At 63.7% G+C, this 24403-nt stretch carries 26 protein-coding genes; 21 read left to right on the top strand and 5 right to left on the bottom strand.

Features of this window, described 5'->3' with window-relative positions:
* Positions 1 to 137 precede the first annotated feature (137 nt).
* From ACVOLR_RS07840 to ACVOLR_RS07805, 8 genes are all read left to right on the top strand, one after another.
* Entirely contained in the window at positions 138 to 545 is a 408-nt protein-coding gene (locus tag ACVOLR_RS07840) for a type IV pilin protein (protein WP_481535942.1), read from the top strand.
* Complete coding sequence (locus ACVOLR_RS07835; protein ID WP_481535941.1) at positions 542 to 1042, top strand: prepilin-type N-terminal cleavage/methylation domain-containing protein; 501 nt, start codon at positions 542 to 544, stop codon at positions 1040 to 1042. Before ACVOLR_RS07840 ends, ACVOLR_RS07835 begins: the two co-directional genes overlap by 4 nt.
* A complete protein-coding gene (locus tag ACVOLR_RS07830) occupies positions 1026 to 1445 on the top strand; it encodes a type IV pilus modification PilV family protein (RefSeq protein ID WP_481535940.1) in 420 nt (139 codons plus the stop codon). Before ACVOLR_RS07835 ends, ACVOLR_RS07830 begins: the two co-directional genes overlap by 17 nt.
* A gap of 2 nt (positions 1446 to 1447) precedes the next feature.
* A complete protein-coding gene (locus tag ACVOLR_RS07825; protein ID WP_481535939.1) occupies positions 1448 to 2149 on the top strand; it encodes a PilW family protein in 702 nt (233 codons plus the stop codon).
* A 20-nt stretch (positions 2150 to 2169) separates the two neighbouring features.
* Complete coding sequence (locus tag ACVOLR_RS07820; RefSeq protein WP_481535938.1) at positions 2170 to 4428, top strand: hypothetical protein; 2259 nt, start codon at positions 2170 to 2172, stop codon at positions 4426 to 4428.
* A gap of 453 nt (positions 4429 to 4881) precedes the next feature.
* The gene (locus tag ACVOLR_RS07815; RefSeq protein ID WP_057626824.1) at positions 4882 to 5169 is read left to right on the top strand and encodes a co-chaperone GroES; all 288 of its coding nucleotides are present in this window, start codon (positions 4882 to 4884) and stop codon (positions 5167 to 5169) included.
* Between the two features lie 84 nt (positions 5170 to 5253).
* Positions 5254 to 6900: a chaperonin GroEL gene (groL, locus tag ACVOLR_RS07810; RefSeq protein ID WP_481532693.1), complete on the top strand. Its 1647-nt coding sequence runs from the start codon at positions 5254 to 5256 to the stop codon at positions 6898 to 6900.
* A 99-nt stretch (positions 6901 to 6999) separates the two neighbouring features.
* A complete protein-coding gene (locus tag ACVOLR_RS07805; RefSeq protein WP_481535937.1) occupies positions 7000 to 7608 on the top strand; it encodes a DUF6445 family protein in 609 nt (202 codons plus the stop codon).
* Positions 7609 to 7666: 58 nt separating this feature from the next.
* Here the strand turns inward: ACVOLR_RS07805 and trxC are convergent, their stop codons facing one another.
* From trxC to ACVOLR_RS07780, 5 genes are all read right to left on the bottom strand, one after another.
* Positions 7667 to 8113 (bottom strand): thioredoxin TrxC, encoded by a 447-nt coding sequence (trxC, locus tag ACVOLR_RS07800; RefSeq protein ID WP_481535936.1) that lies wholly within the window; start codon positions 8111 to 8113, stop codon positions 7667 to 7669.
* Positions 8114 to 8196: 83 nt separating this feature from the next.
* A complete protein-coding gene (locus ACVOLR_RS07795) occupies positions 8197 to 8751 on the bottom strand; it encodes a type II secretion system protein N (RefSeq protein ID WP_481535935.1) in 555 nt (184 codons plus the stop codon).
* A gap of 47 nt (positions 8752 to 8798) precedes the next feature.
* On the bottom strand, positions 8799 to 11495 hold the full coding sequence (locus ACVOLR_RS07790) for a M66 family metalloprotease (RefSeq protein ID WP_481535934.1): 2697 nt from the start codon (positions 11493 to 11495) through the stop codon (positions 8799 to 8801).
* A 94-nt stretch (positions 11496 to 11589) separates the two neighbouring features.
* Positions 11590 to 13494, bottom strand: coding sequence for a type II secretion system secretin GspD (gspD, locus tag ACVOLR_RS07785; protein ID WP_481535933.1), 1905 nt, complete (start codon positions 13492 to 13494; stop codon positions 11590 to 11592).
* A gap of 5 nt (positions 13495 to 13499) precedes the next feature.
* Positions 13500 to 13955, bottom strand: coding sequence for a type II secretion system protein N (locus ACVOLR_RS07780; RefSeq protein WP_481535932.1), 456 nt, complete (start codon positions 13953 to 13955; stop codon positions 13500 to 13502).
* Between the two features lie 351 nt (positions 13956 to 14306).
* On the opposite strand from ACVOLR_RS07780, the gene gspE reads away from it, so the two are divergent.
* From gspE to ACVOLR_RS07715, 13 genes are all read left to right on the top strand, one after another.
* The gene (gene gspE / locus ACVOLR_RS07775) at positions 14307 to 15770 is read left to right on the top strand and encodes a type II secretion system ATPase GspE (RefSeq protein ID WP_481535986.1); all 1464 of its coding nucleotides are present in this window, start codon (positions 14307 to 14309) and stop codon (positions 15768 to 15770) included.
* A gap of 28 nt (positions 15771 to 15798) precedes the next feature.
* Complete coding sequence (gspF, locus tag ACVOLR_RS07770) at positions 15799 to 17004, top strand: type II secretion system inner membrane protein GspF (protein WP_481535931.1); 1206 nt, start codon at positions 15799 to 15801, stop codon at positions 17002 to 17004.
* A gap of 7 nt (positions 17005 to 17011) precedes the next feature.
* Positions 17012 to 17440, top strand: a complete 429-nt coding sequence (gspG, locus tag ACVOLR_RS07765) for a type II secretion system major pseudopilin GspG (protein WP_481535930.1) — start codon at positions 17012 to 17014, stop codon at positions 17438 to 17440.
* 2 nt (positions 17441 to 17442) lie between these two features.
* On the top strand, positions 17443 to 17949 hold the full coding sequence (gene gspH, locus ACVOLR_RS07760; protein WP_481535929.1) for a type II secretion system minor pseudopilin GspH: 507 nt from the start codon (positions 17443 to 17445) through the stop codon (positions 17947 to 17949).
* Positions 17946 to 18308, top strand: a complete 363-nt coding sequence (gene gspI / locus ACVOLR_RS07755; RefSeq protein WP_481535928.1) for a type II secretion system minor pseudopilin GspI — start codon at positions 17946 to 17948, stop codon at positions 18306 to 18308. Before gspH ends, gspI begins: the two co-directional genes overlap by 4 nt.
* Entirely contained in the window at positions 18305 to 18919 is a 615-nt protein-coding gene (gspJ, locus tag ACVOLR_RS07750) for a type II secretion system minor pseudopilin GspJ (RefSeq protein ID WP_481535927.1), read from the top strand. The genes gspI and gspJ overlap by 4 nt, the downstream gene beginning before the upstream one ends.
* On the top strand, positions 18916 to 19860 hold the full coding sequence (gene gspK / locus ACVOLR_RS07745; RefSeq protein WP_481535926.1) for a type II secretion system minor pseudopilin GspK: 945 nt from the start codon (positions 18916 to 18918) through the stop codon (positions 19858 to 19860). The genes gspJ and gspK overlap by 4 nt, the downstream gene beginning before the upstream one ends.
* The gene (gspL, locus tag ACVOLR_RS07740; protein ID WP_481535925.1) at positions 19857 to 21011 is read left to right on the top strand and encodes a type II secretion system protein GspL; all 1155 of its coding nucleotides are present in this window, start codon (positions 19857 to 19859) and stop codon (positions 21009 to 21011) included. Before gspK ends, gspL begins: the two co-directional genes overlap by 4 nt.
* A gap of 35 nt (positions 21012 to 21046) precedes the next feature.
* Positions 21047 to 21520, top strand: coding sequence for a type II secretion system protein GspM (gene gspM / locus ACVOLR_RS07735; protein WP_481535924.1), 474 nt, complete (start codon positions 21047 to 21049; stop codon positions 21518 to 21520).
* Between the two features lie 262 nt (positions 21521 to 21782).
* Entirely contained in the window at positions 21783 to 22856 is a 1074-nt protein-coding gene (locus ACVOLR_RS07730; protein WP_481535923.1) for a 3-deoxy-7-phosphoheptulonate synthase, read from the top strand.
* Between the two features lie 149 nt (positions 22857 to 23005).
* Entirely contained in the window at positions 23006 to 23449 is a 444-nt protein-coding gene (locus ACVOLR_RS07725; RefSeq protein WP_481535922.1) for a hypothetical protein, read from the top strand.
* A gap of 6 nt (positions 23450 to 23455) precedes the next feature.
* Entirely contained in the window at positions 23456 to 23728 is a 273-nt protein-coding gene (locus tag ACVOLR_RS07720; protein ID WP_481535921.1) for a GIY-YIG nuclease family protein, read from the top strand.
* 129 nt (positions 23729 to 23857) lie between these two features.
* Positions 23858 to 24193, top strand: coding sequence for a YegP family protein (locus tag ACVOLR_RS07715; protein ID WP_481535920.1), 336 nt, complete (start codon positions 23858 to 23860; stop codon positions 24191 to 24193).
* The last annotated feature ends 210 nt before the right edge of the window (positions 24194 to 24403 follow it).

The raw sequence follows: 24403 nt of genomic DNA, 5'->3' as shown, positions 1-24403 counted from the left end.
CATCGTTGTCATCAATTGTATATTGCGGTCGATCACAGTTTCACCTGTTCTTCATCTGACGAAAGACGAAGGCCAATTCTTACGAAGTGCCATTCCACAACGGATGCACCTGTTCGCAAGGCTCTACAGGGGGGCGTATGCAACAACGCAACAATCGAGGCTTCACGCTGATCGAGCTGATGATCGTCGTGGCGATCATCGCCATCCTGGCCGCCATCGCCATACCGCTGTACTCCGACTACGCGCTGCGGGCCAAGATCCGTACAGCGCAGAGCGATTTGATGGCGTTGTCCAGCACGGTCGAAAACCACCGCCAACGCACCCTGGGCTACCCGACCAGCGACGCAGCAGCCAAGAAAGGCTGGAACGCGGGGACCAAGGCCGGCCAGTTCACCTATAGCTACACCGTCAGCAGTGGCGGCTACGAGCTGAAGGCCGTTGCCGGCAACGCGCTGGGCAAGGCCAGTGGTTGTACGTTGAAGCTCGACTCCGGTAATGGCCGCACGGTTTCAGGCAGTTGTGCTGGCGTGAGTGACTGGCCATGAGCCTGCGCGCCACGGGTTTTTCACTGGTCGAATTGATGGTGACCCTGGCAGTAATGGCGGTGTTGGCGCTGGCAGGCATACCGTTCGCACGGCAGTGGATCGACAGCAACCGGCAGATGCAGGCGCGCAACCTGATGTGGGAGGCGGTTGCGCAGACCCGTTCGTTGGCGCTGCGCAACCCGGAGCACGTCACCGGTGCGGCGACCTCGGCGCGTCTGCAGCGCAGTGAACGGAACCTGCAGGTACTGCGTGGCGACGGCAACGAGGTGCTGTGGAAGGGCGAGTTGCCGCGTGGCGGCGACTACCGGTTGACCGCTGGCAACGACTACGCCGATGCCGACGAGCTGCAGGCCTCAGCCGATCTGCTGTCCTGTGTGGCGTTCGACAACCGTGGCCAACGCCTGCCAGATGCGGCCAGCTGCAGCAGTGGTATCACCCATTCGCGTATTGCCATTGGCATGAACAGCCAGGATCCGCTCTATGTCGATCTGCTTTGATCCGCCACGCCGCCAGCGCGGCGACATCATGCTCGAGGCCCTGGTCGGGGTGTTGATCACCAGCATCATCGGTGCCGGTTTGGCTCATGTAGTGGCCAACGTGATGAACAGCCAGCGCGACGCCAAGGTGGAAAACCTGATGGTCGAGCGCCTGCGCGACAGCCTGCACGGCCAAGGTGTGGGTCTATGCGGTAGCACCACGCTGGAAATCAGCCTGCCCAGCGGTGCTACGAAAAACGCAGCAGTCAGTTGCGAGCCGGCAACAGCCACCTTGGCCATTGCCGGCGAGGAACGCACCGTGGAAGCGCCGCAACGGGTAGACCTGAAAGTGGCTGCCGGCGATATCGGCAGCAAGGGTGGCAGCGAGAACGACCCCGATCTACTTGTGTCCACGAGGCAATGAGCATGCGCGCGCACACCACCTCCAGGATGGGCCGCCAGCAGCAACGCGGACAGAGTCTGATCAGCATGATGGTGGGTCTGGTGATTTCGCTGATCACCATTGCCGCGATGATGACGCTGTACAAAACCATGGTTGAAGTTTCCAGTAACGCCTCACGTTCGGCATTGCGTGATGGTCAGGTATCGGCGGCGTTGTTGTCGGCGCAGATGGACCTGCAAAGCGCGGGTTTTGGCGTGCCGGCGGCTGACAACTTGAACAGCAAACTGTACGTGCGCGAAGCGGGCAAGGAGCTGGTCTGGCGTTACAAGGCCGAACTCAGCGCCAGCGGCTATGTCTGCTCGGGCCTGCGTCTGGTCGACGGTGAAGGCCTGTATCGCTTCATCCCAAAAGCCTGCAGCGATGCCCAGGCAATCACATGGAAAAGCAATGAGCAGCGCCTGCTTGCAGGCAGCGCAGCGTTCTTCACTCCCATGCAGAAGGACGGCAGTGCGTTCGCCTCGGGTGAGCAGGAAGTCGGCGCGATGAGCTTGGCGCCAGGCTATGTGTTTTCGCTCAAAGGCGAGCGTCAATGCCTGCCTTACATGCAGCAGGATTTCAGTGCCTCGCCAACTGCAGCTGTCGGGCAGCAAGTGGCGTTGGAGCGCAGTGATGCCAGCAGCCATCTGTTCGTGGCCTGCCTGCCCAATCTCGCAGTGACCAGCTGATGCACAAGGAGCGTGTACGCATGGACAGGAATCGCTTTTCCGCATTCAAGCGGCAGCGCGGTGTAGCCACGTTGCTGATCGTGTTGATGGTAGGCCTGGCGGTATCGGTCACAGTTGCCGCGACAATTTACTCGCTGCGCGGTACTCAGTCGCAGCAGCTCACAACCCATTCGGCCACGGCCGCGCAGGCGGCGGCATGGCGCGGCGTGGAGGCCCTGCGCCTGTACCTGCTGCAGGTGGAAACCGGCGTATGGCCGGGCTGGGTAGGCAATGACGCCAAGCCTGTCAGCGGGCTGGAGGGGCTGGGCGTGCGCGCTGCGACGGTAACCTCGGTAGAGGCTGTGGGCAGCGATCGTTACCGGGTCGGCGCCCAGATCGTCGGCATGGCTGGCGTCGGCAGCGCTTTGACCACGGCTACCGTTGAAGTGATCTATGACGTGGTACCAGGCAACGGCACGCCGGGCATTCCGCCGGTATGCGCATCCATGCCCAAGGCGCCGATGGTGTTCAACGGCAATCTTGACTACAGCGGCGGCAAGCTCGACGTCACCAATGCAGTGGATTACGAGAACATCGTGGTTGCCGGCAACCTGACCATCGGCGGTGGCTCCACCGCGCGCATCTCTGGTTGCGTGAAGGGTGATGTGTCTTTGAGCGGCGGCGGCATTACCGACAATGGCCATCTGTATGCGGAAGGCAACATCCGCATCAACGCCATGGGCAACCCCAGCGGCAGCACCTTGTGGGCGCGCAATGTTGAAGTCGGCAACGGCGTCAGTGGCGGCAATTACAATGCGATCAAGGCCGGCGCCTACGCGGTTGCGGTTTACTCTGGCACCCAGCTGATCGGTACTGCCGAAGTGGGGGGGCGCTTGATTGCCTCAACCGTGACTGGCGGTACGCCGTGGGTTACCGGCACAGTGGCACCGCTCAACAGCGGTCATGTGCTCATCACCCTGACCGACAGCAGCCAGTTCCTGTTGGATTTCAGCAAGCAGGACAGCGCCGGCGCGCCGCTGTTGAAAGTTGATTCCGGCACTGGTCTGGTAACGGGGACGGCGAGCGCCGAGCAGCTGAAGGGCGCCGACGATGTCAGCTTGCCGGATGCGCTGAGCTTCCGCTCGACCCGCATTGCTGGCGGCACGGTCGGGCTGGCAACGCTGACCGTAGGTCAGCTATGGGGCTACAACGTCACGGTGTCCGGCTGGAGCGGGAAGTACGAAATGCTCTGGGCCAGCGGCAGGATCGAGTTGACCTCGGGCACGGTCAAGAACCTGCTGGGCGGCGGCGACATGGTGGTCAGAGAGGTTGCGGTGACTGGATCCGGCCTGCTCGCTGGCAGCCTCAACGCGCCGCTGGCCAACGTGCAGGCCAACCAGGCCGGAACCAGCCCAGGTCTGCCCGGCATCCCGTACTGCGAAGCGCGGGTAAAGCCGGTGGATGCCGACAACTTCCTGGGCATGGCCAACTACGCCTTCACTACGGTTGACGGCGCGCCGCAGCTGACCATTCGCAACGTCAAGCGCGCCAACGGCGATTCCATCGATGGCGTATATCCGCTGAAGAACCCAAGCGTGGCGCAGCTGGCGATCCTGCAGGAGCTGATGACCTGCAGCAACACAAATGACAAGGGCTGTCTGAAGGTTCGTCAGAACGACGGTAGCTGGCTGCTGCACGGTGTCAGCAAGATGCCGGCCGGCGTGCTGTGGTTTGATCAATCGCTGAAGATCGATGGCACCAGCACCGATTTCCTCAATACCGTGGTGGTGCGTGGCTGCAGTGATCCGAGCCAGGTCAACTGTGGTGGCAATGTGACCCTTACCGGCGCCGGTCACCGCGACCTCATCGCACCGAACTTCGCCGGCGCGGCCAAGGTCTGCGGTGGTGACTTCTATCCGACCAATCTATGCGCCAGCCGCTCGCAGTTCGTGGAGTGGGAAGGGCCGGGCGCCGGTGGCAAGCCGCAGATCTACCAGGGCTTGCCGATCGGCAACACCACCGTCATCGCCGAAGGCGCCGCTGACATCGCCGGCTGGGAGTTGCGTGGCAGCGTGATGCTGGGCAAACAGCTGTCGACCAGCGGCGCCACTGTGACCATCCACGGCAGCCTGACCGTAGGCAGCAACCAGACCGCCGACACCACCATCTCGGGCGGAGGTATCTCGGTTGATGTCCCCAGTGGTGGCGGTTTGAACCTGATCCCGGTGTGCAGTACCGGCAGTGGCGGGCTGCCAGCGAGCCCTGCCAGTGCCTCGGTGCAGTGGTCGCGGTACCTGTGATATTCAAAAAAAGTAGTTCAGCCCGTGGTCTGGGCGACTCTCTCTTGCTATGGCGTGTCCCGAAATCCCCCGGGCACGCCATTTTTTTTGCGGCTGGGCGAACTGTTTTCAATCTCAGCGATCACATACAGCCGTTCGCGGACGCGTAGACGATGCCGGCGCTGGCAACGGCCCGGGGCAGGCGGGTCGCAGGTCGTAGCGTTTCTGGGGGCAGCTGCAGCGGGGTGGGGAGGTGATTGTCCTGCGGGGCGGCCGTAGCGGAAGGCACCGGGCACCGGGCACTGACAGCGGGGATGATCAATTTGCCGGCCTGCCCTTGAAAGGCCCCCAGCCAGCCCCATCTCCCAAACAAGCCCGCACGACGGGCCTTTTTACGCGTGATGCCGGCGTCCCCCTGTTTCCCAGCCGGTGTCGCCGGAATTTCAGGCCAATCAATTACTTAAGAGGTCCTTCATGAGCATCAAGCCGCTTCACGACCGCGTTGTGGTCAAGCCGATCGAAGCCGACGAAATCTCCGCCGGCGGCATCCTGATCCCGGATTCGGCCAAGGAAAAGTCCACCAAGGGTGAAGTCGTGGCCGTGGGCCCGGGCAAGCCGCTGGACAACGGTTCGGTGCGCGCCCCCTCGCTGAAGGTTGGCGACAAGGTCATCTACGGCCAGTACGCCGGTTCGTCCTACAAGGCCGAAGGCGTCGAGTACAAGGTGCTGCGCGAAGACGACGTGCTTGCCGTCATCGGCTGAGCTGCCGCGCCACCTGTTCCTGTAAACCCCCTTTCCCGATAAAAGCAGCCGAGCTCTGCTCGGCTCTACTCAGAGGTAATCGCAATGGCTGCCAAGGATATTCGTTTCGGTGAAGACGCCCGTTCGCGCATGGTGCGCGGCGTCAACGTTCTCGCCAATGCCGTCAAGGCAACCCTGGGCCCGAAGGGCCGCAACGTCGTGCTCGAGAAGAGCTTCGGCGCCCCGACCATCACCAAGGACGGCGTGTCCGTTGCCAAGGAAATCGAACTGGCTGACAAGTTCGAGAACATGGGCGCGCAGATGGTGAAGGAAGTTGCTTCGCGCACCAATGACGACGCTGGCGACGGCACCACCACCGCCACCGTGCTGGCCCAGGCCCTGATCCGCGAAGGCGCCAAGGCTGTTGCTGCCGGCATGAACCCGATGGACCTCAAGCGCGGTATCGACAAGGCCGTGATCGCCGCCGTCGCCGAGCTGAAGAACATCTCCAAGCCCACCGCTGACGACAAGGCAATCGCCCAGGTCGGCACCATCTCGGCCAACTCGGACGAGTCGATCGGCAACATCATTGCCGAAGCGATGAAGAAGGTTGGCAAGGAAGGCGTGATCACCGTTGAAGAAGGCTCGGGCCTGGAAAACGAGCTGGACGTCGTCGAGGGCATGCAGTTCGACCGCGGCTACCTGTCCCCGTACTTCATCAACAACCAGCAGTCGCAGACCGCCGACCTGGAAGACCCGTACATCCTGCTGCACGACAAGAAGATCTCCAACGTGCGTGATCTGCTGCCGGTGCTGGAAGGCGTCGCCAAGGCAGGCAAGCCGCTGCTGATCATCGCTGAAGACATCGAAGGCGAAGCGCTGGCTACCCTGGTGGTCAACACCATCCGTGGCATCGTCAAGGTTGTTGCCGTCAAGGCACCGGGCTTCGGCGACCGTCGCAAGGCGATGCTGGAAGACATGGCCGTGCTGACCGGCGGCACCGTGATCTCCGAAGAAGTTGGCCTGTCGCTGGAAAAGGCCACCATCAAGGACCTGGGCCGCGCCAAGAAGGTGCAGGTTTCCAAGGAAAACACCACCGTCATCGACGGCGCTGGCGATACCGCTGGCATCGAGTCGCGCGTCAAGCAGATCAAGACCCAGATCGAAGAGACCTCTTCGGACTACGATCGCGAGAAGCTGCAGGAACGCGTTGCCAAGCTGGCCGGCGGCGTTGCCGTGATCAAGGTCGGTGCCTCGACCGAAATCGAAATGAAGGAAAAGAAGGACCGCGTTGACGACGCCCTGCACGCTACCCGCGCTGCTGTGGAAGAAGGCGTGGTCCCGGGCGGCGGCGTTGCGCTGGTGCGCGCTGTCACCGCTCTGTCGGGCCTGAAGGGCATCAACGAAGACCAGAACCACGGTATCCAGATCGCCCTGCGCGCGATGGAAGCCCCGCTGCGCGAAATCGTTGCCAACGCCGGTGAAGAGCCGTCGGTCATCGTCAACAAGGTCAAGGAAGGCACCGGCAGCTTCGGCTACAACGCCGCTACCGGCGAATTCGGTGACATGCTGGAATTCGGCATCCTGGACCCGACCAAGGTGACCCGTTCGGCACTGCAGAACGCAGCCTCGATCGCTGGCCTGATGATCACCACCGAAGCAATGGTGGCTGATGCGCCGAAGAAGGACGAGCCGGCCATGGGCGGCGGCGGTATGGGCGGCATGGGTGGCATGGGCGGTATGGACTTCTAAGTCCGCCGCAGCCTCACCGCTGCTTGTATTAAACAAAACCCCGCCGGAAGGCGGGGTTTTGTTTTAAGGTGCTGCGCAGTCTCATTGCGCGGAACCGCCATGCCAACCTCGTTGATTGTTGTCGATGATTTTCTTTCGCCCCAGGACGCGCTGGGTCTGCGCGAGGCTGGCCTGCGGCTTACTTACCCAGATCAGGATGGTGCCTTTCCAGGGCGTAATTCACTTGAACGTCTGCAGATTGAAGGCCTGTCCGAGGCAGCGTCGCGGCTGGTCAATGAGCCGTTGCAGCTCATCAACCCATTGCAGTCGCACGGGAAATTCCGCTTGACCCTGGCCGGCGACGTGGGCAGGGCCAAAGTGCATATTGATCGTTCGCATTGGTCGGGCATCCTCTATCTGAGCCGGCCGCAGGATTGCCAGGGTGGGACCGAGTTCTTTCGTCACCGCCGCACCAATACCGATCGCATGCCCCTCAACGCTGAGGAGTTGGCGCAATTGGGCTATGCCAATGCCGAGCAGGCGCATGGTGACATCATCGAGCGCGACAGCAATGACGATGCGCAGTGGGAAATGACCATGCGTGTGCCGATGCGCTTCAATCGCTTGATCCTGTTGCGTCCATGGTTGTGGCACACGGCCGGCCAGGCTTTTGGTGACAACCCGGAAAATGGGCGACTCATCTATCTCATGTTTTTTGCCAGCCGTTGAGTGCGGCAGCGTACCTTCTTGCCATGCTTGTAAAGCCCCTGCCGAGGATGGCCCGGCATTACAGGTGCGCGTTTGCCCACTGCACGATGCTGCTGGCCGGCATCGCGCCGGATTGGCGTGCGATCTCGCGGCCGCCCTGGATCAGCACCATCGTCGGAATGCTGCGGATGCCATAGCGGGTGGCGATGGCTGGCTCCGCTTCCGTATCCAGTTTTCCCAAACGCATACGTGGTTCCAGCTGCACGGCGGCCTTGGCGAACTCCGGGGCCATCTGCCGGCATGGGCCGCACCAGCTGGCCCAGAAATCTACCAGCAGTGGAATCTGTGAGCGGCTGGCATGTGCTTCGAAACCCGCTGCATTCAAAGCAATCGGCGCGGCAGCAAATAGTGACTGGTGGCAGCGGCCGCAGGATGGCGCTTGTGACAGGCGCGCAGTGGGGACGCGGTTGATCGCATTGCAGTGCGGGCAGGCAATCTGCAGCAGATCGGAATGGGTGTCGTTCATCGGGATGACCATTGCACGCGGGACCGGGTAACAGTATGCGCTGTGTTGCTGAACCTGCTGTCGCAGGGCGCGATCCGCGTTTATCAAGGTGTGTTGCACAGCCCCAGTGCAGCCAGCTCGGCCTTCTGTACGTCGGGCAGTGCCGACATCGTGGCGGTGTCGCTGCAGGCGGCGCGCACTGCATCCAGATTGTCAGCGCGCAGAATCGCACCGCCTTTGACGGAGGTTGCTGCGTCGACTGTGCCGGTGCTTGTAGCCGCCGGGCCGCTCGGCGCGCGCGCTGGCTGCTTGCGTGCCCCGCCTTGGCCTAGCAGACGCAGGGTGAAGAGCTGCGAACCACGGGCGATCACGATGTGGTCGCGGGCAATGGCGTGCAGTCGCAGGCCGTTGCCGATCTGCTCGCCCACGTGCAGCGTCTGTGATGCCGCGCCTGCTTGCTGCATTACTGCCAACGAGCGTTCGGCCTGCGGATGCACGAAGGTTGCCAGCAGTCGTGGTGCCTGGGTGGCGCTGGCTGCGTACAGCGGCGGTCGCTGGTCGTGCGTATCGGATTGCGCCATCGCCACGCCGGTGACGCTGTAGCACGCGCCAATGACCAGCCTGGTGATCAGTCGCAATGATGGAATTGATGGGTTCATTGGCTTGCGCGAAAACCCGGGGCGCGGTGGCCCCGGGCGGTTGCTGATTACTGGATGTTCAAACCACGCAGCACAACCAGGTTGTTGGGGCTGAGCAGCGCCAGCAAGGCGTTGTCATTGGCGCTCAGTCCGGTCCAACGCTGGTTTGCACCACCGCTGCAGGCGTAGGTGATCAACTTGCCACGGCCTGCGGTCAGGAAGCCGCCGGACAGGTCCAGGCAGCTGCCATTGCGGCCAATTTTCGGCAATGCGCTGAGGTCGAACATCTGCGCATCCAGCGTGCGATCACACTTGTTCAAGGTCACCGCAGCATTGTTGCCGCCGTTGCCGGACAGGCACATGGCCGGGTTGGCCGCGCTGTGGATCGCGCCGCGCAGATCGGCCATCCACAGCTCGTTGTCGGCACCGCTGCAGGTGCTGGCATCGGCGATGTAGACCGACAGCTTGCCATCGACCGTCTCGGTCTTCAGGCAGTGCTTGCTGTTGGTGACCAGCATCTGCTGGGCGGCCGGCAACAACGGTGTCTTGCGCAGGCCCAGGGTATCCAGCAGTTTCTTGAGTGCTTCCACTGCCGCAGTGTTGTTGCTGGCCTGCAGGTCGGCGCGATAGCGGGTCATCCAGCGATTCAGGCGTGTGGCCTTGGTCTCCTGGGCGATGTAGGCATCGCGCACCTGGCGGGCTTCGCTGGACAGGCCGGTAGCATCGTCGCCCCAGCTTGCATACAACAGGTTGCCGCGCGCACCGAGGTTGATCAGTGGCTTGCCGGCGGCGGCTGCCAGCAGCGTGTCCAGTTCCGGCAGCTCAACCGCACGCAACGCGCTGTAGCCGGCCTCCTTGCCCACCACTACCGGTGCCTTCATCGGCGGCAGGTTCTGCGGGAAGCTCATCGTCGCCAGGGTACTGATCGCTGCGCCGGTGTCCTGGCACTGCAGGCTGGCCTGCTGCGGCTTGTCGGCCTGGGCCAGGTTGATGTGCAGCTTGTTGACCGAGCCGTTCTGCAGGACATTGCCGGCCACGGCGATGCGTTTGCTGCTGCCACCGTTGAACGTCACCTCCAGCCAGCATTGGCGGCTGCTGGCATTGGCGACCGGTGCCGGCAGGTCGAACACATTGCCCCAGTTGCCGCGGAACGCGGGGTAGAGCAGGGCGTTGCCGGTGCTGGGGTCATAGCCGCCGAGCACGGTGAAGACCGGCGTGCCGACCAATCGCGGCTTCAGGTAGTTGCCATCGGCCGAGTTGAAGAACAGCTCCTTGTTGGTCGGCACCTTGCCGGTCACCGGCTCCATCCTGCGGGTGTCCGCGTTCCAGCCCAGGTAACCGGTGGTCGAACTCTGCGCCGGCACCGGTTTGTTCAAACGCGGTTGGATCGCGATCCTGGTGCTGTAGCCGGTGTAGTGCGTGTAGCGCGACAGCGCGCTGGAATAGTTTCCGCCAGCCATGGCATCGGTGGCGAACGCATACGTATCTTCGTAGATCGGCATGCCGCTCAGGCCGCCGGTCTTGGCATTGCTCCAATGCAGGTTGCCGCGCATGCGCTTGCGGTAGGAGATGTAGCCCCAGCCGCTGTCATGGTGGTGGCCGGACAGGAAGTAGTTGTCGCCGGATTGGCCAGGGTAGTGACCCAGCCCGTAGTGGTGGCCGATCTCGTGACTGAACTCGTTGCCGCTGGTGGAGTAGAGCGTGAGCATGCCGTTGCCGCCGCTCAGGCCATGGCTCTGCACGCCGTTGCTGTACCTGCCCACGGCATGGTGGGCAACCACGTTCTGGAACCACTGCGGCTGCGACTGCCCGGCCATGCCGGAGGCGGTGGCGCCGTAGTTGGCCAGGTTGATGCCGACACTGACCGTGGACTTGCCGGTGTTCTCGCGCATGTCGCCGGAATACACGCCGCCTTCGCCAGCGCTGGCAGTGTCGTAAATGGTGCCGTTGGCGACCATCACCTTGTCCAGCTGCATCGGTTCGTAATAGGCGACGGTGAAACGTGCGGCCGGAATGGTCTGGAAATAATCGGCCGCGCCCTGCTCGGGATGCTTCAGCAGCCAGAACGCATCGCTCTCTGCCGGCGGTGCGGTCAGCATTCCAAGGCGGATGTTGTGCACCACCAGTTCCGCCGGCGCGCCGAACTCGATCTTGTCGGCGGCCAGGCTGCCGCTGCGTGACTTGCTGTCAGTGATGCTCAGGCTCATGCCTGGCTTGACCCAGTCCCACGGCAATGGCACCGACCAGGCGCGGCGGGAGTAGTTGTAATCGGGGCGGCCGTCGTTGTTGTTGTAGTCCGAGCGGTACATCGCGTTCGGGTGCAGCAGGTCCAGTGTGCCCTTGACGGCACCGTCGATGGACACGGTGACCTTGACCGATTCGACGCCCTGCAAGGAGGGGTCCGGCGTGACGAGCAGCAATGCGGCGCGCTCGGTGGTCAGGCGCGGCATGTTTTTGGCTTCGTTGCCGCTGGGGTCGACGGTGTGGCTTTGCGCGAACTGGACCATCGCCGGCAGGTTGCCGGCCAGATCATTGCGCACCACCCGGATGGCACCGCTGGCGTCGATGTCGTAGAAGCCCTTGAGCTCGACTTCGTCATAGGCCGCGCTGGTCGGTTCCGGGTACGGATCTGTCGGGGTGGGGTTGCCGCCGCCGGTGTTGCCACCGCCATTGCTGCTACCACCGCCACCGCCGCCACCACAGGCAGTCAACAAGGCGGTGGACAGCGCCAGAACAAGGACGCGCGGATTGAGTGCGTTCTTCAAGAATTACTCCCCTTGGTTTTGAAGTACTACAGATTGGTGCGGCTGCAGGCATCCGGGTCCCAACGCCCGGGTGTCCTTGCAGCCGCGGGCCGCGTCAGTTGCCGTTGGCCGGCGGACTGACGCGGTCGGATGTCGGGTCGGCGTTGAACAGCTGTTCGGCCGACGCAGGCAGCGGGTTGGCGTATTTGCCGCCAGTGCTCGGTGTGCCGCGCAGATCCAGGTATTTGCGCGCGCTCATGTCGTTGGCCGCGCTCTGCCCAAGAATCACGCTGGGGCGCAGGAAAACCATCAGGTTGCGTTTGACCCGGGTGTCGCTGGTGGAGCTGAACAAGCGGCCCAAGCCAGGGATGCTGCCGAGCAGTGGCACGCTGGAGCGGGTATGGGTGACGTCGTCCTGGATCAGGCCGCCAAGCACGATCACCTGCCCATCGTTGGCCAGGATGGTGCTCTTGATCGAGCGCTTGTTGGTGATCACGTCGGACAGGGTGATACCGCTGGGTGTAGGCGCCAGCGAGGAGATTTCCTGTTCGATCTCCAGCCGCAGCGTGCCGCCCTGGTTGATATGCGGCGTCACCTTCAAGGTCACGCCGATGTCCTGGCGCTGGATGGTGGTGAACGGATTGCTGGTGCCATCACCGGTAGTGGTATACGAGCCGGTCTGGAACGGCACGTTCTGGCCGACCAGGATTTCCGCTGGCTCGTGGTCCAGGGTCAGCAGGGTGGGCGTGGACAGCAGATTGTTCTTGGAATTGGTCGACAGCGCCGTCACCAGCGCACCGAAGTTGCTGTTGCCGATGCCGAGAATGGCACCGGACGGCAGCGAGGTTGGCGGGGTGCCGGCCGCCAGCGAGCTGAGCAGGGTGCCGATCGACATGCCGGTGTTGTTGAAGTTGACGCCACCCACGCCATTGCTGCGTGAGCCGCCATCCAGCGCCCACTGCACGCCCAAGGCATCCTCGATGTCGCCGGAAATCTCGACGATGGCTGCTTCCACCAGCACCTGCGAGCGTGGGATGTCCAGCTGCCGGACGATGTCGCTCAGCACCTGCAGCATTTCGGGTTTGGCGTGGACGACCACCGCATTGAGGCTTTCATCGGCACGGATCAAGGTGCCGATCTGGGTCTGCTTGTCATCGCCTTCCTGCTTGATGGAATCGCCGATGGCGCCAAGGGTCTGCGCCATCTGTTTGGCATCACCATGCTGCAGGCGGATCACCTGGGTGGTGGTCGAGCGCGGTGCGTCCACGTCCAGCGAGCGGGCCAGTGCCAGCAGTCGTTCGCGGGCCTGCTCGGGGCCGAAGATCAGCAGGCGGTTGGTGCGGGTATCGGCCAGCACCTTGCTGCTGGTGCCTGCGCTACCGGCGACGCTGGCCTGCAGCAGCTTCTGCAGGCTTTCCACGCTTGCGTAGCGCACCTCGTAGGCGCTGTGCGCATGCAGCCTGGGCGCGTCCAGCTGCCGCAGCAAGGCCTCGATGCGGGCGATATTGCCGCGTCTATCACTGATGATCAGCGCATTGGCGGTGGGCACTGCGGCCAGGTGGGCATTGGCCGGTACCAGCGGACGCAACATCGGCAGCAGATCGCTGACGCTGCCGTTCTGTACGTTCAGTACGCGGGTTTCAATCGCGTCCGGGCCACGGCCGCGGCCATCGGCAAATACGTGCGCTTCGTCGTTGGGCACCACCCGGGTCTGGGCATCTTCTTCGATCACCGCAAAACCGTGCACGGTCATCACCGACAGGAACAGCCGGCGGACCTCCGGCAGCGTCATCGGCTCCTGCGTGGTCACGCTGACATCGCCGACCACCCGTGGGTCGACGATCAAGGTGTCGCCGGTGATATTTGCCACCGCGCCAATGAAGTCACGGATATCCGTGTCCTTCATGTTGATGCTCCATTGCTGGGGAGCATCAGTGGTTGGTGTTGCGCTGAGTGTTGCCGGCGCAAGTGCCAGCAAGGACAGCAGCGTCATCCAGCGCAGCAAACTGCGTGTGGTCACGCGGATCATTCGGCACCGCCCGCAAGCTGCGGCGTTGCTGGGCCGGGAAAGTCGAGTCTGCCATTCACGCCGTTGCGGGTGAACAGCACATGGTCGTGCGCGATCAGCCGCAGCACGACGCCGGGCAGAAATTCGTCACCAACCAACAGGGTCACGGCCCCTTGGCCCTCGATATTGATCAGTGCCTGTGATTGCCGTGGGTCGGCGGCGACGATGCAGCCCTGCAGCTGTACGCCTTGCAGATTGGCGACGCCTGTCGCCGCAGGAGTGCCGAACAGCCGTTGCAGCAGTTGCGGCGACAGTTGCGGAGCGCTCACTGGCGCCGTGCTGGCGCTGACTGGCGGGCGGCTCATCTGCAGATAGAGCTGACGCGCCTGCCATGCCAGTGCGGCAGCAGCGGCAAGTGTGATGGCGATCGCGACGATCTTCGGCAGCAGCTTGGTGGTATCAGACTGGAACATCGGTGTTACGGAATCTCCCTTGGCAAAATCCGCGCGCACAAGGGGGAGCTCGCTGCACTTTTCAGGCAACGTCGCGCTAAAGATCTCTGGTTTTCCCCTGTTTTCGCAGTGTCAGATTTTGCGAAGCCGGTACTCTAGCTGCGTATGTAAGAGAGTGCGATGCGGATACGTACGGAAGTGTGATCGTCATCCGGAAAGCGATGTCGAAGTCACGCCTTTTTGTCCGGAACATGGCATTTTCCGGGCACGTTTTTACCGGGGAAAGTGTGACATCGCTCCGCGCAGCGATATCACCTTGCAGCATTGATGTTTGAAAAGGAGCTCACGGCGTCGCCGGCACCTGCTGGTGGCATGCCGACATTGCGCCTGCCGTTTGCGTTCGCTCGCCGCCATGGCGTGTTGCTGGATGATGCTGCCCGCCAGATCGTCTGCCGCAGCGATGCCGGCTTGAGCGCGCTGGCTGAAGTGCAGCGCATTGCCGGTTGCGCACTGTCGCAGCAGATCGTTGCCGACGAGGCTTTCGAGCTGGCACTGCAGCAGGCCTACCAGCAGGACTCTGGCACCGCCATGAGCATGGCCGACGAACTCGGCGACAGCCTGGATCTGGCCAGCCTGGTGGAAGGCATGCTGCAGGTGGAGGATCTGCTGGACCAGCAGGACGATGCGCCGATCATCCGCCTGATCAACGCCTTGCTCGGTGAGGCGTTGGCCGAGCAAGCCTCCGATATCCATATCGAATCGTTCGAGCGCCGCCTGGTGGTGCGTTTCCGCGTGGATGGCATCCTGCGTGACGTGGTCGAGCCACGGCGAGAACTGGCAGCGCTGCTGGTGTCGCGCATCAAGGTGATGGCGCGGCTGGATATCGCCGAGAAGCGACTGCCACAGGATGGGCGCATCTCGGTGCGGGTAGGGGGGCGCGAAGTGGATATCCGTGTGTCCACCCTGCCTGCAGCCAATGGCGAGCGGGTGGTGTTGCGTCTGCTGGACAAGCAATCCGGGCAGTTGTCGCTGCAGCACCTTGGCATGCGGGTGCGCGATGTCGGGGTGATGCAGGCCATGCTATGCAGGCCGCACGGCATCGTGCTGGTCACCGGCCCCACCGGCGCCGGCAAGAGCACCACCCTGTATGCCGGCTTGCGCACCATCAACAACCGCCAGCGCAACATCCTTACCGTCGAAGATCCGATCGAGTACCACCTCGATGGCGTCGGCCAGACCCAGGTCAATGGCCGCATCGACATGACCTTCGCACGCGGCCTGCGCGCGATCCTGCGCCAGGACCCCGATGTGCTGATGGTCGGCGAGATCCGTGACAGCGAAACCGCGCGCATCGCCGTACAGGCCTCGCTTACCGGCCACCTGCTGCTGTCCACCCTGCATACCAACAGCGCGGTCGGTGCGGTCACTCGTCTGCTCGACATGGGCATCGAATCCTTCCTGCTGTCCTCCTCGCTGCTAGGTGTGCTGGCACAACGGCTGGTGCGCAGGCTGTGCCCGCAGTGTCGGGCGGCAACGCCGGCCTCCAGCGCCGAGTGCGCGCAGCTGGGCATGGAAGCCTGGCAACGGCCGCTGCTGTTCCGCGCGGTTGGTTGCGAGCACTGCAAAGGCCAGGGTTACCGCGGCCGCACCGGCATCTACGAGCTGGTCGAGTTCGGTCCCGAGCTGCGCGCGCTGGTGCATGCCGGTGCCGGCGAGGCTGAGCTGTTGGAGCAGGCGCGACGACAGGGCCCGTCGATGCTGGACGATGGTCGCGCCAAGGTGCTCGATGGCGTGACCACGCTGGAAGAAGTGCTGCGGGTTGGGCGCGACCTGTGAGTGCCCGGGTCGCACGGAGTAGTGAGTGATGGCGGCGTTCGAGTATCTGGCCTTGTCCGCCGATGGCCGTCGCCACAAGGGCGTGGTCGAGGCCGACAGTGCACGCCAGGCACGGCAGCAGCTGCGCGAACGCAATCTGGCACCGGTGCAGGTGGATCCGGTTGCGGCACGCGAAGGTGCGGCCAGCGGTAGCGGTGGCGGACGTATCGGCAGCGCCGATCTGGCCTTGCTGACCCGGCAGCTGGCCACCTTGGTGCAGGCCGCTCTGCCGGTTGAAGAAGCCCTGCGCGCGGTCGCTGCACAGACCAGCAAGCCACGCATACGCGCGACCTTGTTGGCGGTGCGCGGCAGGATTCTGGAAGGGCACGGCCTGGCTGCGGCGCTGGCGACGTATCCGCGTGCGTTTCCCGCTATCTATCGCAGCATGGTCGCGGCAGGCGAACGTGGTCATCTCGGCGTGGTGCTGGAGCAGCTGGCTGACTACACCGAGCAGCGTCAGCAGTCACGGCAGCGAATCCAGCTGGCCTTGTTGTATCCGTTGATCCTGCTGGTGGTGGCTGGGTTGATCGTCAGCTTTCTGCTGGGCTACGTGGTGCCGGACGTGATCGATGTCTTCGTCGATTCCGGCCAGGCGCTGCCTTTGCTGACCCGCGCGCTGGTGGCCAGCAGCAACGCGCTTAGCCAGTGGGGGCCATGGTTGCTGCCGGTGCTGGCCGTTGCCGGTGTGCTGGTCTGGCGTGGGTTGCAGCAGCCGGCCAAGCGCGTGCGCTGTGATACGGCGTTGCTGCAGCTGCCGTTGTTCGGCCTGCTGCTGCGCGACCTGGACAGTGCGCGCTTTGCCTCCACGCTGGCAATCCTGGTGCGCAGCGGCGTGCCGTTGGTGGATGCGCTGCGTATCGCCGCACAGGTGGTTGGCAATCAGTGCATCAAGGCCGGTCTGCAGCAGGCCGAAGTCGTTGTGCGCGAGGGCGGCAGTCTGACCCGCGCGCTGGAACAGCACACGCCACTGCCGCCGATGCTGCTGCACATGGTTGCCGCGGGGGAGAAATCCGGTGCGCTGGACGCGATGCTGGCGCGCGCCGCACGCAACCAGGAAACCGATCTGGCCGCGCGCATCGCCTTGCTGATCGGCTTGTTCGAGCCCTTCATGCTGGTGCTGATGGGCGCGGTGGTGTTGTTGATCGTGCTGGCCATCCTGCTGCCGATCATGTCCTTGAACCAACTAGTGGGTTGAAACAGCAATGAACGTATCGGCAAGACAACAGGCCGGCTTCACTTTGATAGAAATCATGGTGGTGGTGGTGATCATCGGCATCTTGGCCGCGCTGGTGGTGCCCAAGGTGATGGGACGGCCTGAGCAGGCCAAGGTCACCGTCGCCCGCGGCGATCTCAAGGCCATTGCCTCGGCACTGGAAATGTATCGGCTGGACAACCGCCGCTATCCGGATACCCAGCAGGGCCTGGAGGCGCTGGTGCAGCGTCCACCCAGTGGTGCCGACAACTGGAATCCGGAGGGTTACCTCGGGCGCCTGCCGGTTGATCCCTGGGGCAAGCCCTATCTGTACCTGGCACCGGGCAGCAAGGGCGCCTATGACCTGTGGAGCTACGGTGCCGATGGTCGCGAAGGCGGTGATGCACTGGACGCCGACCTGGACAGCAGGGACATCTGAGCGTGCGGCATGCGCGCGGCTACACCCTGGTGGAAGTACTGGTGGTGATGGTGATCATTGGCGTGCTGGCCGGTGCGGTTGGCTTGTCCAGGGCGGTGCGTGGCGATGGCTATGTGCTGCGCGAGGAAGCCGAGCGCTTCGCTGCGGTGCTTCGCCTGCTAGGCGATGAGGCCGTGCAGGACAACCGCGAGTACGGCCTGCGCATCAGCATGCAGGGTTACGAGGTGCGCGCCCATGACGCCCGCGACGGGCGTTGGCGTGTACAACCGGATTGGTCGCCGCGGCAGCTACCGCAGGACATGCAAATGACGTTGAATGTGGAAGGTGCGCCGGTTGTCCTGGCGAATGCCGGCGTCGATGCACAGCCGCCACAGATCGTGCTGTCGTCTTCGGCGCGATCGACACCCTTCAGCGCAACCATGACTGCCACTGACAAGCACGGTCTTGCCTACCGGATCATTGCGGATGGCTTCAATGATCCACAGGTGCAGCAGGTGTCGTCGCAATGAGGTTGGCGCGTGGATTCACCCTGCTGGAAGTGATGGTGGCACTGGCTGTGTTGGCCGTGGTTGCGGCGATGGTGCATGTCACCCTGCAGCGCCATGTGCACAATGCGCGCCTGCTGGAGAACCGCGCATTGGCCGGCTGGCTCGCCGATACCACCTTGGCCGAACTGCAGTTGCAGGGGGCGGCGGCACCGGGCAGCAGTGATGTCGTCGTCGAACAGGGCCGTCGACGCTGGCGGGTGCGGTGCGAGATACAGGCTACCGCCGAGCCGCAGCTGCGACTGGTGCAGTTGCGGGTGACGGATGCGGACAACGAGGATGGTGGCGTCAGCCTGACCGGTTTCGTCGGGGTGGGGCAGTGAAGCAGCGCGCAAACGCCGGTTTTACCCTGCTGGAAGTGCTGGTTGCGGTGGCGATCTTTGCCCTGATCGGCATTGCCAGCCATCGTCTGCTGGTGTCCGCGATACGCGTGGATTCGCAGACCCGCGAGCAGGAGCAGCAACTGCGGCAACTGCTGCGGGCGATGACCAGCCTGGAGCGTGATGTCGAGCAGGCCGTCGCGCGGCCGGTACTGGCCAATGACGGTAGCGATGAGCCTGCGTTCTGGAACGATCCCGACGGACGGGGCCTGCACTGGACGCGTGCTGGCTGGAGCAATCCGCAGGGCACGCCGCGCGCACAGTTGCAGCGGGTGCACTGGCGCCACGAAGGTTCGGATCTGCTGCGCGAATACTGGCCGGTGCTCGATCGTGGCGAGGACACTGCAGCGCAGCGGCAGCGCGTCCTGCAGGGCATTGCTGCCGTGCACTGGCGCTATCTGGATCGGCGGGGCCTATGGCGCACGCAATGGCAGGGTACGGATACGCAGCCACTGCCGCGCGCGCTTGAAGTACGGATTGAGCACCGGCGGTTCGGCGAGCTGCGACGGGTGTTGCTGCTGCCCGCAGGCGATGCCGGGAGTAGGTCACCATGAAGCGCACGCAGCAAGGCGTCGCATTGATCACTGTGCTATTGGTGGTGGCGTTGGCTGCCACCGTTTGTACTGCCTTGGTCACCCGCCAGCAGCTGTCGATACGTGCCAGTGCAAATCAGCTGCATGCACGCCAGGCCTGGCAGTACGCGCGTGGTGGCGAACAACTGGCCAACGCCATGCTGACAGCAGACCTGCGCCGGAGTGCTGGCATCGATCATCGCGGCGAGCTTTGGGCGCAGGGCTTGCCGGTGTATCCAGTGGACGGTGGTCAGCTGAGTGTGTCGATCGACGATCTGTCTGGCCGCTTCAATCTCAACAGCGTTGTACAGAACGGCGCACTGGATGCCGCTGCATTTTCCCGCCTGCAGCGCCTGCTGGGCTTGCTGCGGCTGGACCCGCAGCTGGCCTGGCAGCTGGTGGCATGGCTGGCCCCGTCGTTGGCGCCGGACGCGATCCGTCTTTCCAGCGAGCGCGAATACCAGCGCCGCCAGCCGGCGTATCGGCCAGCGCGCCGGGCCCTGCAGGATGTCAGCGAGCTACGCCTGCTGGCCGGCGTGGATGACGCGGTTTACCAGCGCCTGCTGCCGCATGTCAGCGCGCTACCGGCAATGGCTGCGCTGAATCTCAATGCCGCCGATCCGCTGCTGTTGGCCAGTCTTGCCGATGGTCTCGGCCTTGCCGATGGCGAACGCTTGGCCGCCGCTCGCGCTGGCAATGGTTTTGCCAGTGTCGATGAGGTGCTGGCACAGCCGCTGCTGCAGCGGCGGCTGGTAGCACGAAGCGGCTTGGCGGTGCGTAGCAACTGGTTCCTGGTCAGTACTGAAGTCGCCATTGGCGAACGCCGCCTGCGTCTGCTCAGCACCTTGCACCGCGACGCGGGCAGCGTGCAGGTAGTTGCCCGGCAGTTGGCTCCCCCTGCATTTCCCGAGAAAGATCGATGAAGCAACAACTGCCATTGCCATGCCTGTTCCTGCCTGCATGGTGCAGCGCGAGCCTGCAGGATGATCTGCAGGTCAGCTGGAGCGATGGCCAGCAGGCCGCGCAGCTGCCCTTGCGTGAGGCATTGGCAACACTCAAGGGCCGCTCGATCGCCTTGATCGTGCCGGTTGAGCACGTCGCCAGTTGTGCAGTCAGCCTGCCCGCAGGCAGCGGACATTGGCAGCTGAAAGCCTTGCCCTATGCGTTGGAGCCGCTGTTGGCCGAAGAGGTGGAGGGCATGCATCTGGTCCTCGGAGAGCGTCTGGATGATGGTCAGCATCGGGTGGTGGCCATCAAGCGTGCTCTGCTGGAGGCCTGGTTGCGCTACCTGCGCGAAAACGGTGTGCGGGTGAGCGCAATCCATGTGGATGCGGACCTGCTGCCGAACGAGCCTGCAAGCCTGTGCTGGGGCAGCTCCCGCAGCCTGTTGGCCGATGCCAATGGGCTACGGCTTGCGCTTACGCCAGCGCAGCTACCTGCAGTGCTGCAGCGGCTGCCGGGAACCTGCAAGGTTTTCCATGCGCGTGATGACATGCCGCTGCTGCCGGCCGGGGCGAAGGTCGAACTGCAGATGTTCGATGGCGCACAGTCGGTGTGGATGGCAGGGCGGTGTTCGGGCGCATTGAATCTGGCACAGGGAGAATTTGCTACCGCTTCAAGCATGCGGCTGCATCACTGGAAGCCAGTGGCTTGGGCGCTGGCGGCTGTACTGCTGGCGCAGCTTGCATTCGATGGCGCACAGGCGTGGTTGCTGAACCAGCAGGCAGCCGGTTATCGGCAAGCCAACGGAGCCATTTACAAGGGTTTGTTTCCGCAGGAGCGGCGTATCGTCGATCTGAAAGCGCAGTTCGACCAGCATCTGCGCCAAGGCAATTCCGCCACCCAGCTGCAGAGTTTGCTGGCGGCGGTTGCCGAGGCCATACCGGCCACTGCGCAGGTGCAGCTGCGACGGATGCACTATCAGGCCGGGCAGGGCGAGCTGCTGCTGCAACTGCAGGGCGAACACTCTGCGTTGCAGGGGCTGCAGCAAGGTCTGCAGGCTAGGCAGTTGCGGGTGAAGGAGGCGCGCTTGGATGAAGCTGGCCTGCAATTGAGTGTTGGAGAAGCGCAATGAGTGCGCTTGTTTCAAACACGCCAGGAATGCAGGTCATGCGTGATCGGATCGCCGCGCGCTGGCGCCTGTTGGCTCCGCGCGAGCGCACCGCATTGCAGCTGTTATTGGCCTTCGCGACCGTGCTGGCATTCTGGTTTGCTGCATGGTCGCCGACCCGCGAAGCACTGCGGCAGGCCCGCAGCAATGTGGCTACGGAGCAACAACTGCAGGCGCACCTTCGTGCCAATGCACCACGTTTGATCGTAGCGGCGCAGCGCACCGCTGCGCCAAACCCGGAGCAGCTGCCCGCGCTGCTTGCAGCGGCGGCGGACAAGCATGGGCTGACTATCAGTGGGGTGCAGCAGGCGGATCAGCGCATCAAGCTTGCGTTGAGTGGTGCGCCAGCTGATGTGATGCTGTGGTTGCAGACCTTGCAGAGCATTGGCGTTTCCGTGGATGAGCTGACGCTCGCACAGCAGCCCGATGCAAGCTGGAGTGGCGAGGTGTTGTTGCTCGTTTCGCGAAGCTGAACGTGACGACAGTAATGGTCTGTTGCCGCTGAAACTGTCGCATCGCACAAAAAACCGTGTTATCAATGCTCCCCATGAACGCAGCCCGCGCCAGCTTTTATTTTTGGTATTACTTTCCCAAGCCGCTGGCGGAGGAAGGACTGCGCTTACCCTGAAGAAACTTTCAGATGCATTCCCGAAAAGCCGCCAGCGAACCTGGCGGCTTTTTTCATGCCGCCACGCTGGGGCTAAACCATTCACTCGCTTTGAACTGGAGACCCCCATGCCCCCCCATACCGACGATCTGCGCATCCGCAAACTTGAACCCCTGACCTCGCCGGCGCAGTTGCTGGCATTGCTGCCCTGTGATGAAGAAGCCTCGCAGACCGTGGCCGATGCACGCGCCTCGCTGCACCGCATCCTGCACGGCCAGGACGACCGCCTGGCCGTCGTGGTCGGCCCCTGCTCGATCCATGACCCGGTGGCTGCAATCGAGTACGCCCAGCGACTGCGCCCGTTGCGCGATGCGCTGGCTGGCGAGCTTGAGATCGTGATGCGCGTGTACTTCGAGAAGCCCCGCACCACGGTGGGCTGGAAGGGCCTGATCAATGACCCGGACCTGGACGGCAGCTTCAACATCAACAAGGGCCTGCGCGTGGCGCGCGGCCTGTTGCGTGACATCAACCGCCTCGGCCTGCCTGCCGGCGTGGAGTTCCTGGACGTGATCTCGCCGCAGTACATCGCCGACCTGGTGGCCTGGGGCGCGATTGGTGCGCGTACTACCGAAAGCCAGGTGCACCGCGAGCTGGCCTCGGGCCTGTCGTGCCCGGTCGGCTTCAAGAACGGCACCACCGGTGATGTGAAGATCGCCACCGATGCGGTCGGCGCGGCCTCGCACCCGCACCACTTCCTGTCGGTGACCAAGGAAGGCGGCACCGCCATCGTTGCCACCCGCGGTAACCCGGATTGCCACGTGATCCTGCGTGGCGGCAAGACCCCGAACTACGATGCTGCCAGCGTGCAGGCGGCCAGCGAAGTGCTGGCCAAGTCGCAGCTGCCAGCGCGGCTGATGATCGACGCCAGCCACGCCAACAGCAGCAAGAAGCCGGAAAACCAGCCCAAGGTCATCGATGACATTGCTACCCAGCTGGAAGCCGGCGAGCAGCGCATTGTCGGGGTCATGATCGAAAGCCACCTGGTTGCCGGTCGCCAGGACCTGGTCGAAGGCCAGCCGCTGGTTTACGGCCAGAGCATCACCGATGGCTGCATCGATTGGGACAGCACCGTGCAGGTGCTGGAGCGTCTGGCCGATGCGGTGCGCGCCCGCCGCCGCGCCCAGCTGGAGGCGGCCGCCTGAGGATTCCGTGACAGTTTCACTGGCGCACATCGGGCTGCCCGCGTAATTTACGCGGCGGGAGGCGGTAAGCCTCCCGCCTGCTGTGAAGACAGGGGAGCAACGTCTCCGGCAGGAAGCCTATGAATCAACGCTCCATGGAGAAGGAACTGATGCGTACCCGTATGTGCACCGTGGCATTGGCTTTGATGCTGGTCCCGTCGCTGGCGCTGGCCAAGAAGGAAGTCGTCGACTCGGGCAGTGGCTGTCTGCAGAACCTGTCGGTGGCCGGTGGCTTCACCAGCGGCAAGCAGTTCCTGGCTTCGACCGACCATGAAGGTGTCAGCTACGCCGACGCGTTCGCCAAGACCGTGGCCGCGATCGAAGCCGAAGGCATGGTTGGCGTTTACCCGAACGAGACCACCGGCTACATCGCTGCCGAAAACCCGGTCCGTGGTGGTGGCGGTTCGACCGTTCCGCTGCGCACCACCGTGCGTCGCCAGCCTGATGGCAGCGTCCGCGTCGAAGTGCGTTTCAGCATCAAGGGCGGTCAGATGACCTCCAACAAGGCGGTTGGCGAAGGTCTGTGCAAGATTGCCGACGCAGCCAGCCTGTAAATCGGGATGGAGCAGGCGCAGGTGAAGGGGCCGTGGTTTCTGTATCTGCTGGAATGCCGTGATGGCAGCTACTACGCGGGTATCAGTACCGATGTGCAGGCCCGTTTCCTGACCCATGTTGCTGGCAAGGGTGCGCGCTATACCCGCGCGCACCCGCCGCTGCGGATACTGGCCAGTCGTGCCTATGCCGATCGCTCGGCCGCGTCGCGCGCCGAGTGGCAGATCAAGCAGCTGCCGCGTGAGCGCAAGCTGGGCTGGCTGGAACGGACAGAGGATTGAGGTAGAGTCGTACCTGTAGCCGCGGCAGCTAGCGGCTTCCAACGCCCGGTCATCCGGGCAACAGCCACGCATGCAGCGGCGGTAGCAGGGCGGCAGCGTGCCGGCATCATCCTCAAGTGGGGTATTGCAATGGCAGGTTGGTACGAGTTGGACAAGAGCAGCGACGGTCAGTACTACTTCGTGCTCAAGGCAGGCAACGCCGAGGTCATCCTGACCAGCGAGCGTTACACCGGTCGCGCTGGTGCAGAGAACGGCATCGCCTCGGTGCAGAAGAACAGCCCGGATGAAGCGAACTACGAGCGCAAGACCGCCAGTGACGGTCGCTACCATTTCAATCTGAAAGCGGCCAACCACCAGGTGATCGGCAGCAGCCAGCTGTACGCATCGCAGGCCGCGCGCGAAGCCGGCATCACCAGCGTCAAGGGCAATGGCCCCAGCACCACGATCAAGGACAAGACCGCGTAGCGGTGTTGTTGCTGTTGTGCTGAAAAACCCCGGCTTGCCCGGGGTTTTTCAATTGTAGTGCCGAGCCATGCTCGGCAAGGGGCCTTCTCGATAGAACCACCGTGTAGTGGGGGGGGGGGGGGGGGGGGGGGGGGGGGGGGGGGGGCGCGCCCCCCGCCGGGCGGGGGGGGGGGCGGGGGGGGGGGGCGGGGGGGGGGGGGGGGGGGCGGG

The sequence above is a fragment of the Stenotrophomonas sp. STEN030 genome, from assembly GCF_056759995.1.
Note: the sequence above shows the minus strand (reverse complement) of the source record. Positions and strands in the feature narration are given on the sequence as shown.

Excerpts from the sequence above, each read along its gene's own strand:
- ACVOLR_RS07725 (WP_481535922.1), top strand. The coding sequence starts at position 23,006 with ATGCGTACCCGTATGTGCACCGTGGCATTGGCTTTGATGCTGGTCCCG.
- ACVOLR_RS07825 (WP_481535939.1), top strand. The coding sequence starts at position 1,448 with ATGCGCGCGCACACCACCTCCAGGATGGGCCGCCAGCAGCAACGCGGA.
- ACVOLR_RS07715 (WP_481535920.1), top strand. The coding sequence starts at position 23,858 with ATGGCAGGTTGGTACGAGTTGGACAAGAGCAGCGACGGTCAGTACTAC.
- ACVOLR_RS07840 (WP_481535942.1), top strand. The coding sequence starts at position 138 with ATGCAACAACGCAACAATCGAGGCTTCACGCTGATCGAGCTGATGATC.
- ACVOLR_RS07805 (WP_481535937.1), top strand. The coding sequence starts at position 7,000 with ATGCCAACCTCGTTGATTGTTGTCGATGATTTTCTTTCGCCCCAGGAC.
- gspI (WP_481535928.1), top strand. The coding sequence starts at position 17,946 with ATGAGGTTGGCGCGTGGATTCACCCTGCTGGAAGTGATGGTGGCACTG.
- trxC (WP_481535936.1), bottom strand. The coding sequence starts at position 8,113 with ATGAACGACACCCATTCCGATCTGCTGCAGATTGCCTGCCCGCACTGC.
- ACVOLR_RS07730 (WP_481535923.1), top strand. The coding sequence starts at position 21,783 with ATGCCCCCCCATACCGACGATCTGCGCATCCGCAAACTTGAACCCCTG.
- ACVOLR_RS07720 (WP_481535921.1), top strand. The coding sequence starts at position 23,456 with ATGGAGCAGGCGCAGGTGAAGGGGCCGTGGTTTCTGTATCTGCTGGAA.
- ACVOLR_RS07815 (WP_057626824.1), top strand. The coding sequence starts at position 4,882 with ATGAGCATCAAGCCGCTTCACGACCGCGTTGTGGTCAAGCCGATCGAA.
- gspF (WP_481535931.1), top strand. The coding sequence starts at position 15,799 with ATGGCGGCGTTCGAGTATCTGGCCTTGTCCGCCGATGGCCGTCGCCAC.
- ACVOLR_RS07795 (WP_481535935.1), bottom strand. The coding sequence starts at position 8,751 with ATGAACCCATCAATTCCATCATTGCGACTGATCACCAGGCTGGTCATT.
- gspL (WP_481535925.1), top strand. The coding sequence starts at position 19,857 with ATGAAGCAACAACTGCCATTGCCATGCCTGTTCCTGCCTGCATGGTGC.
- gspM (WP_481535924.1), top strand. The coding sequence starts at position 21,047 with ATGCGTGATCGGATCGCCGCGCGCTGGCGCCTGTTGGCTCCGCGCGAG.
- ACVOLR_RS07830 (WP_481535940.1), top strand. The coding sequence starts at position 1,026 with ATGTCGATCTGCTTTGATCCGCCACGCCGCCAGCGCGGCGACATCATG.
- ACVOLR_RS07780 (WP_481535932.1), bottom strand. The coding sequence starts at position 13,955 with ATGTTCCAGTCTGATACCACCAAGCTGCTGCCGAAGATCGTCGCGATC.
- ACVOLR_RS07835 (WP_481535941.1), top strand. The coding sequence starts at position 542 with ATGAGCCTGCGCGCCACGGGTTTTTCACTGGTCGAATTGATGGTGACC.
- groL (WP_481532693.1), top strand. The coding sequence starts at position 5,254 with ATGGCTGCCAAGGATATTCGTTTCGGTGAAGACGCCCGTTCGCGCATG.
- ACVOLR_RS07820 (WP_481535938.1), top strand. The coding sequence starts at position 2,170 with ATGGACAGGAATCGCTTTTCCGCATTCAAGCGGCAGCGCGGTGTAGCC.
- gspK (WP_481535926.1), top strand. The coding sequence starts at position 18,916 with ATGAAGCGCACGCAGCAAGGCGTCGCATTGATCACTGTGCTATTGGTG.
- gspG (WP_481535930.1), top strand. The coding sequence starts at position 17,012 with ATGAACGTATCGGCAAGACAACAGGCCGGCTTCACTTTGATAGAAATC.
- gspE (WP_481535986.1), top strand. The coding sequence starts at position 14,307 with ATGCCGACATTGCGCCTGCCGTTTGCGTTCGCTCGCCGCCATGGCGTG.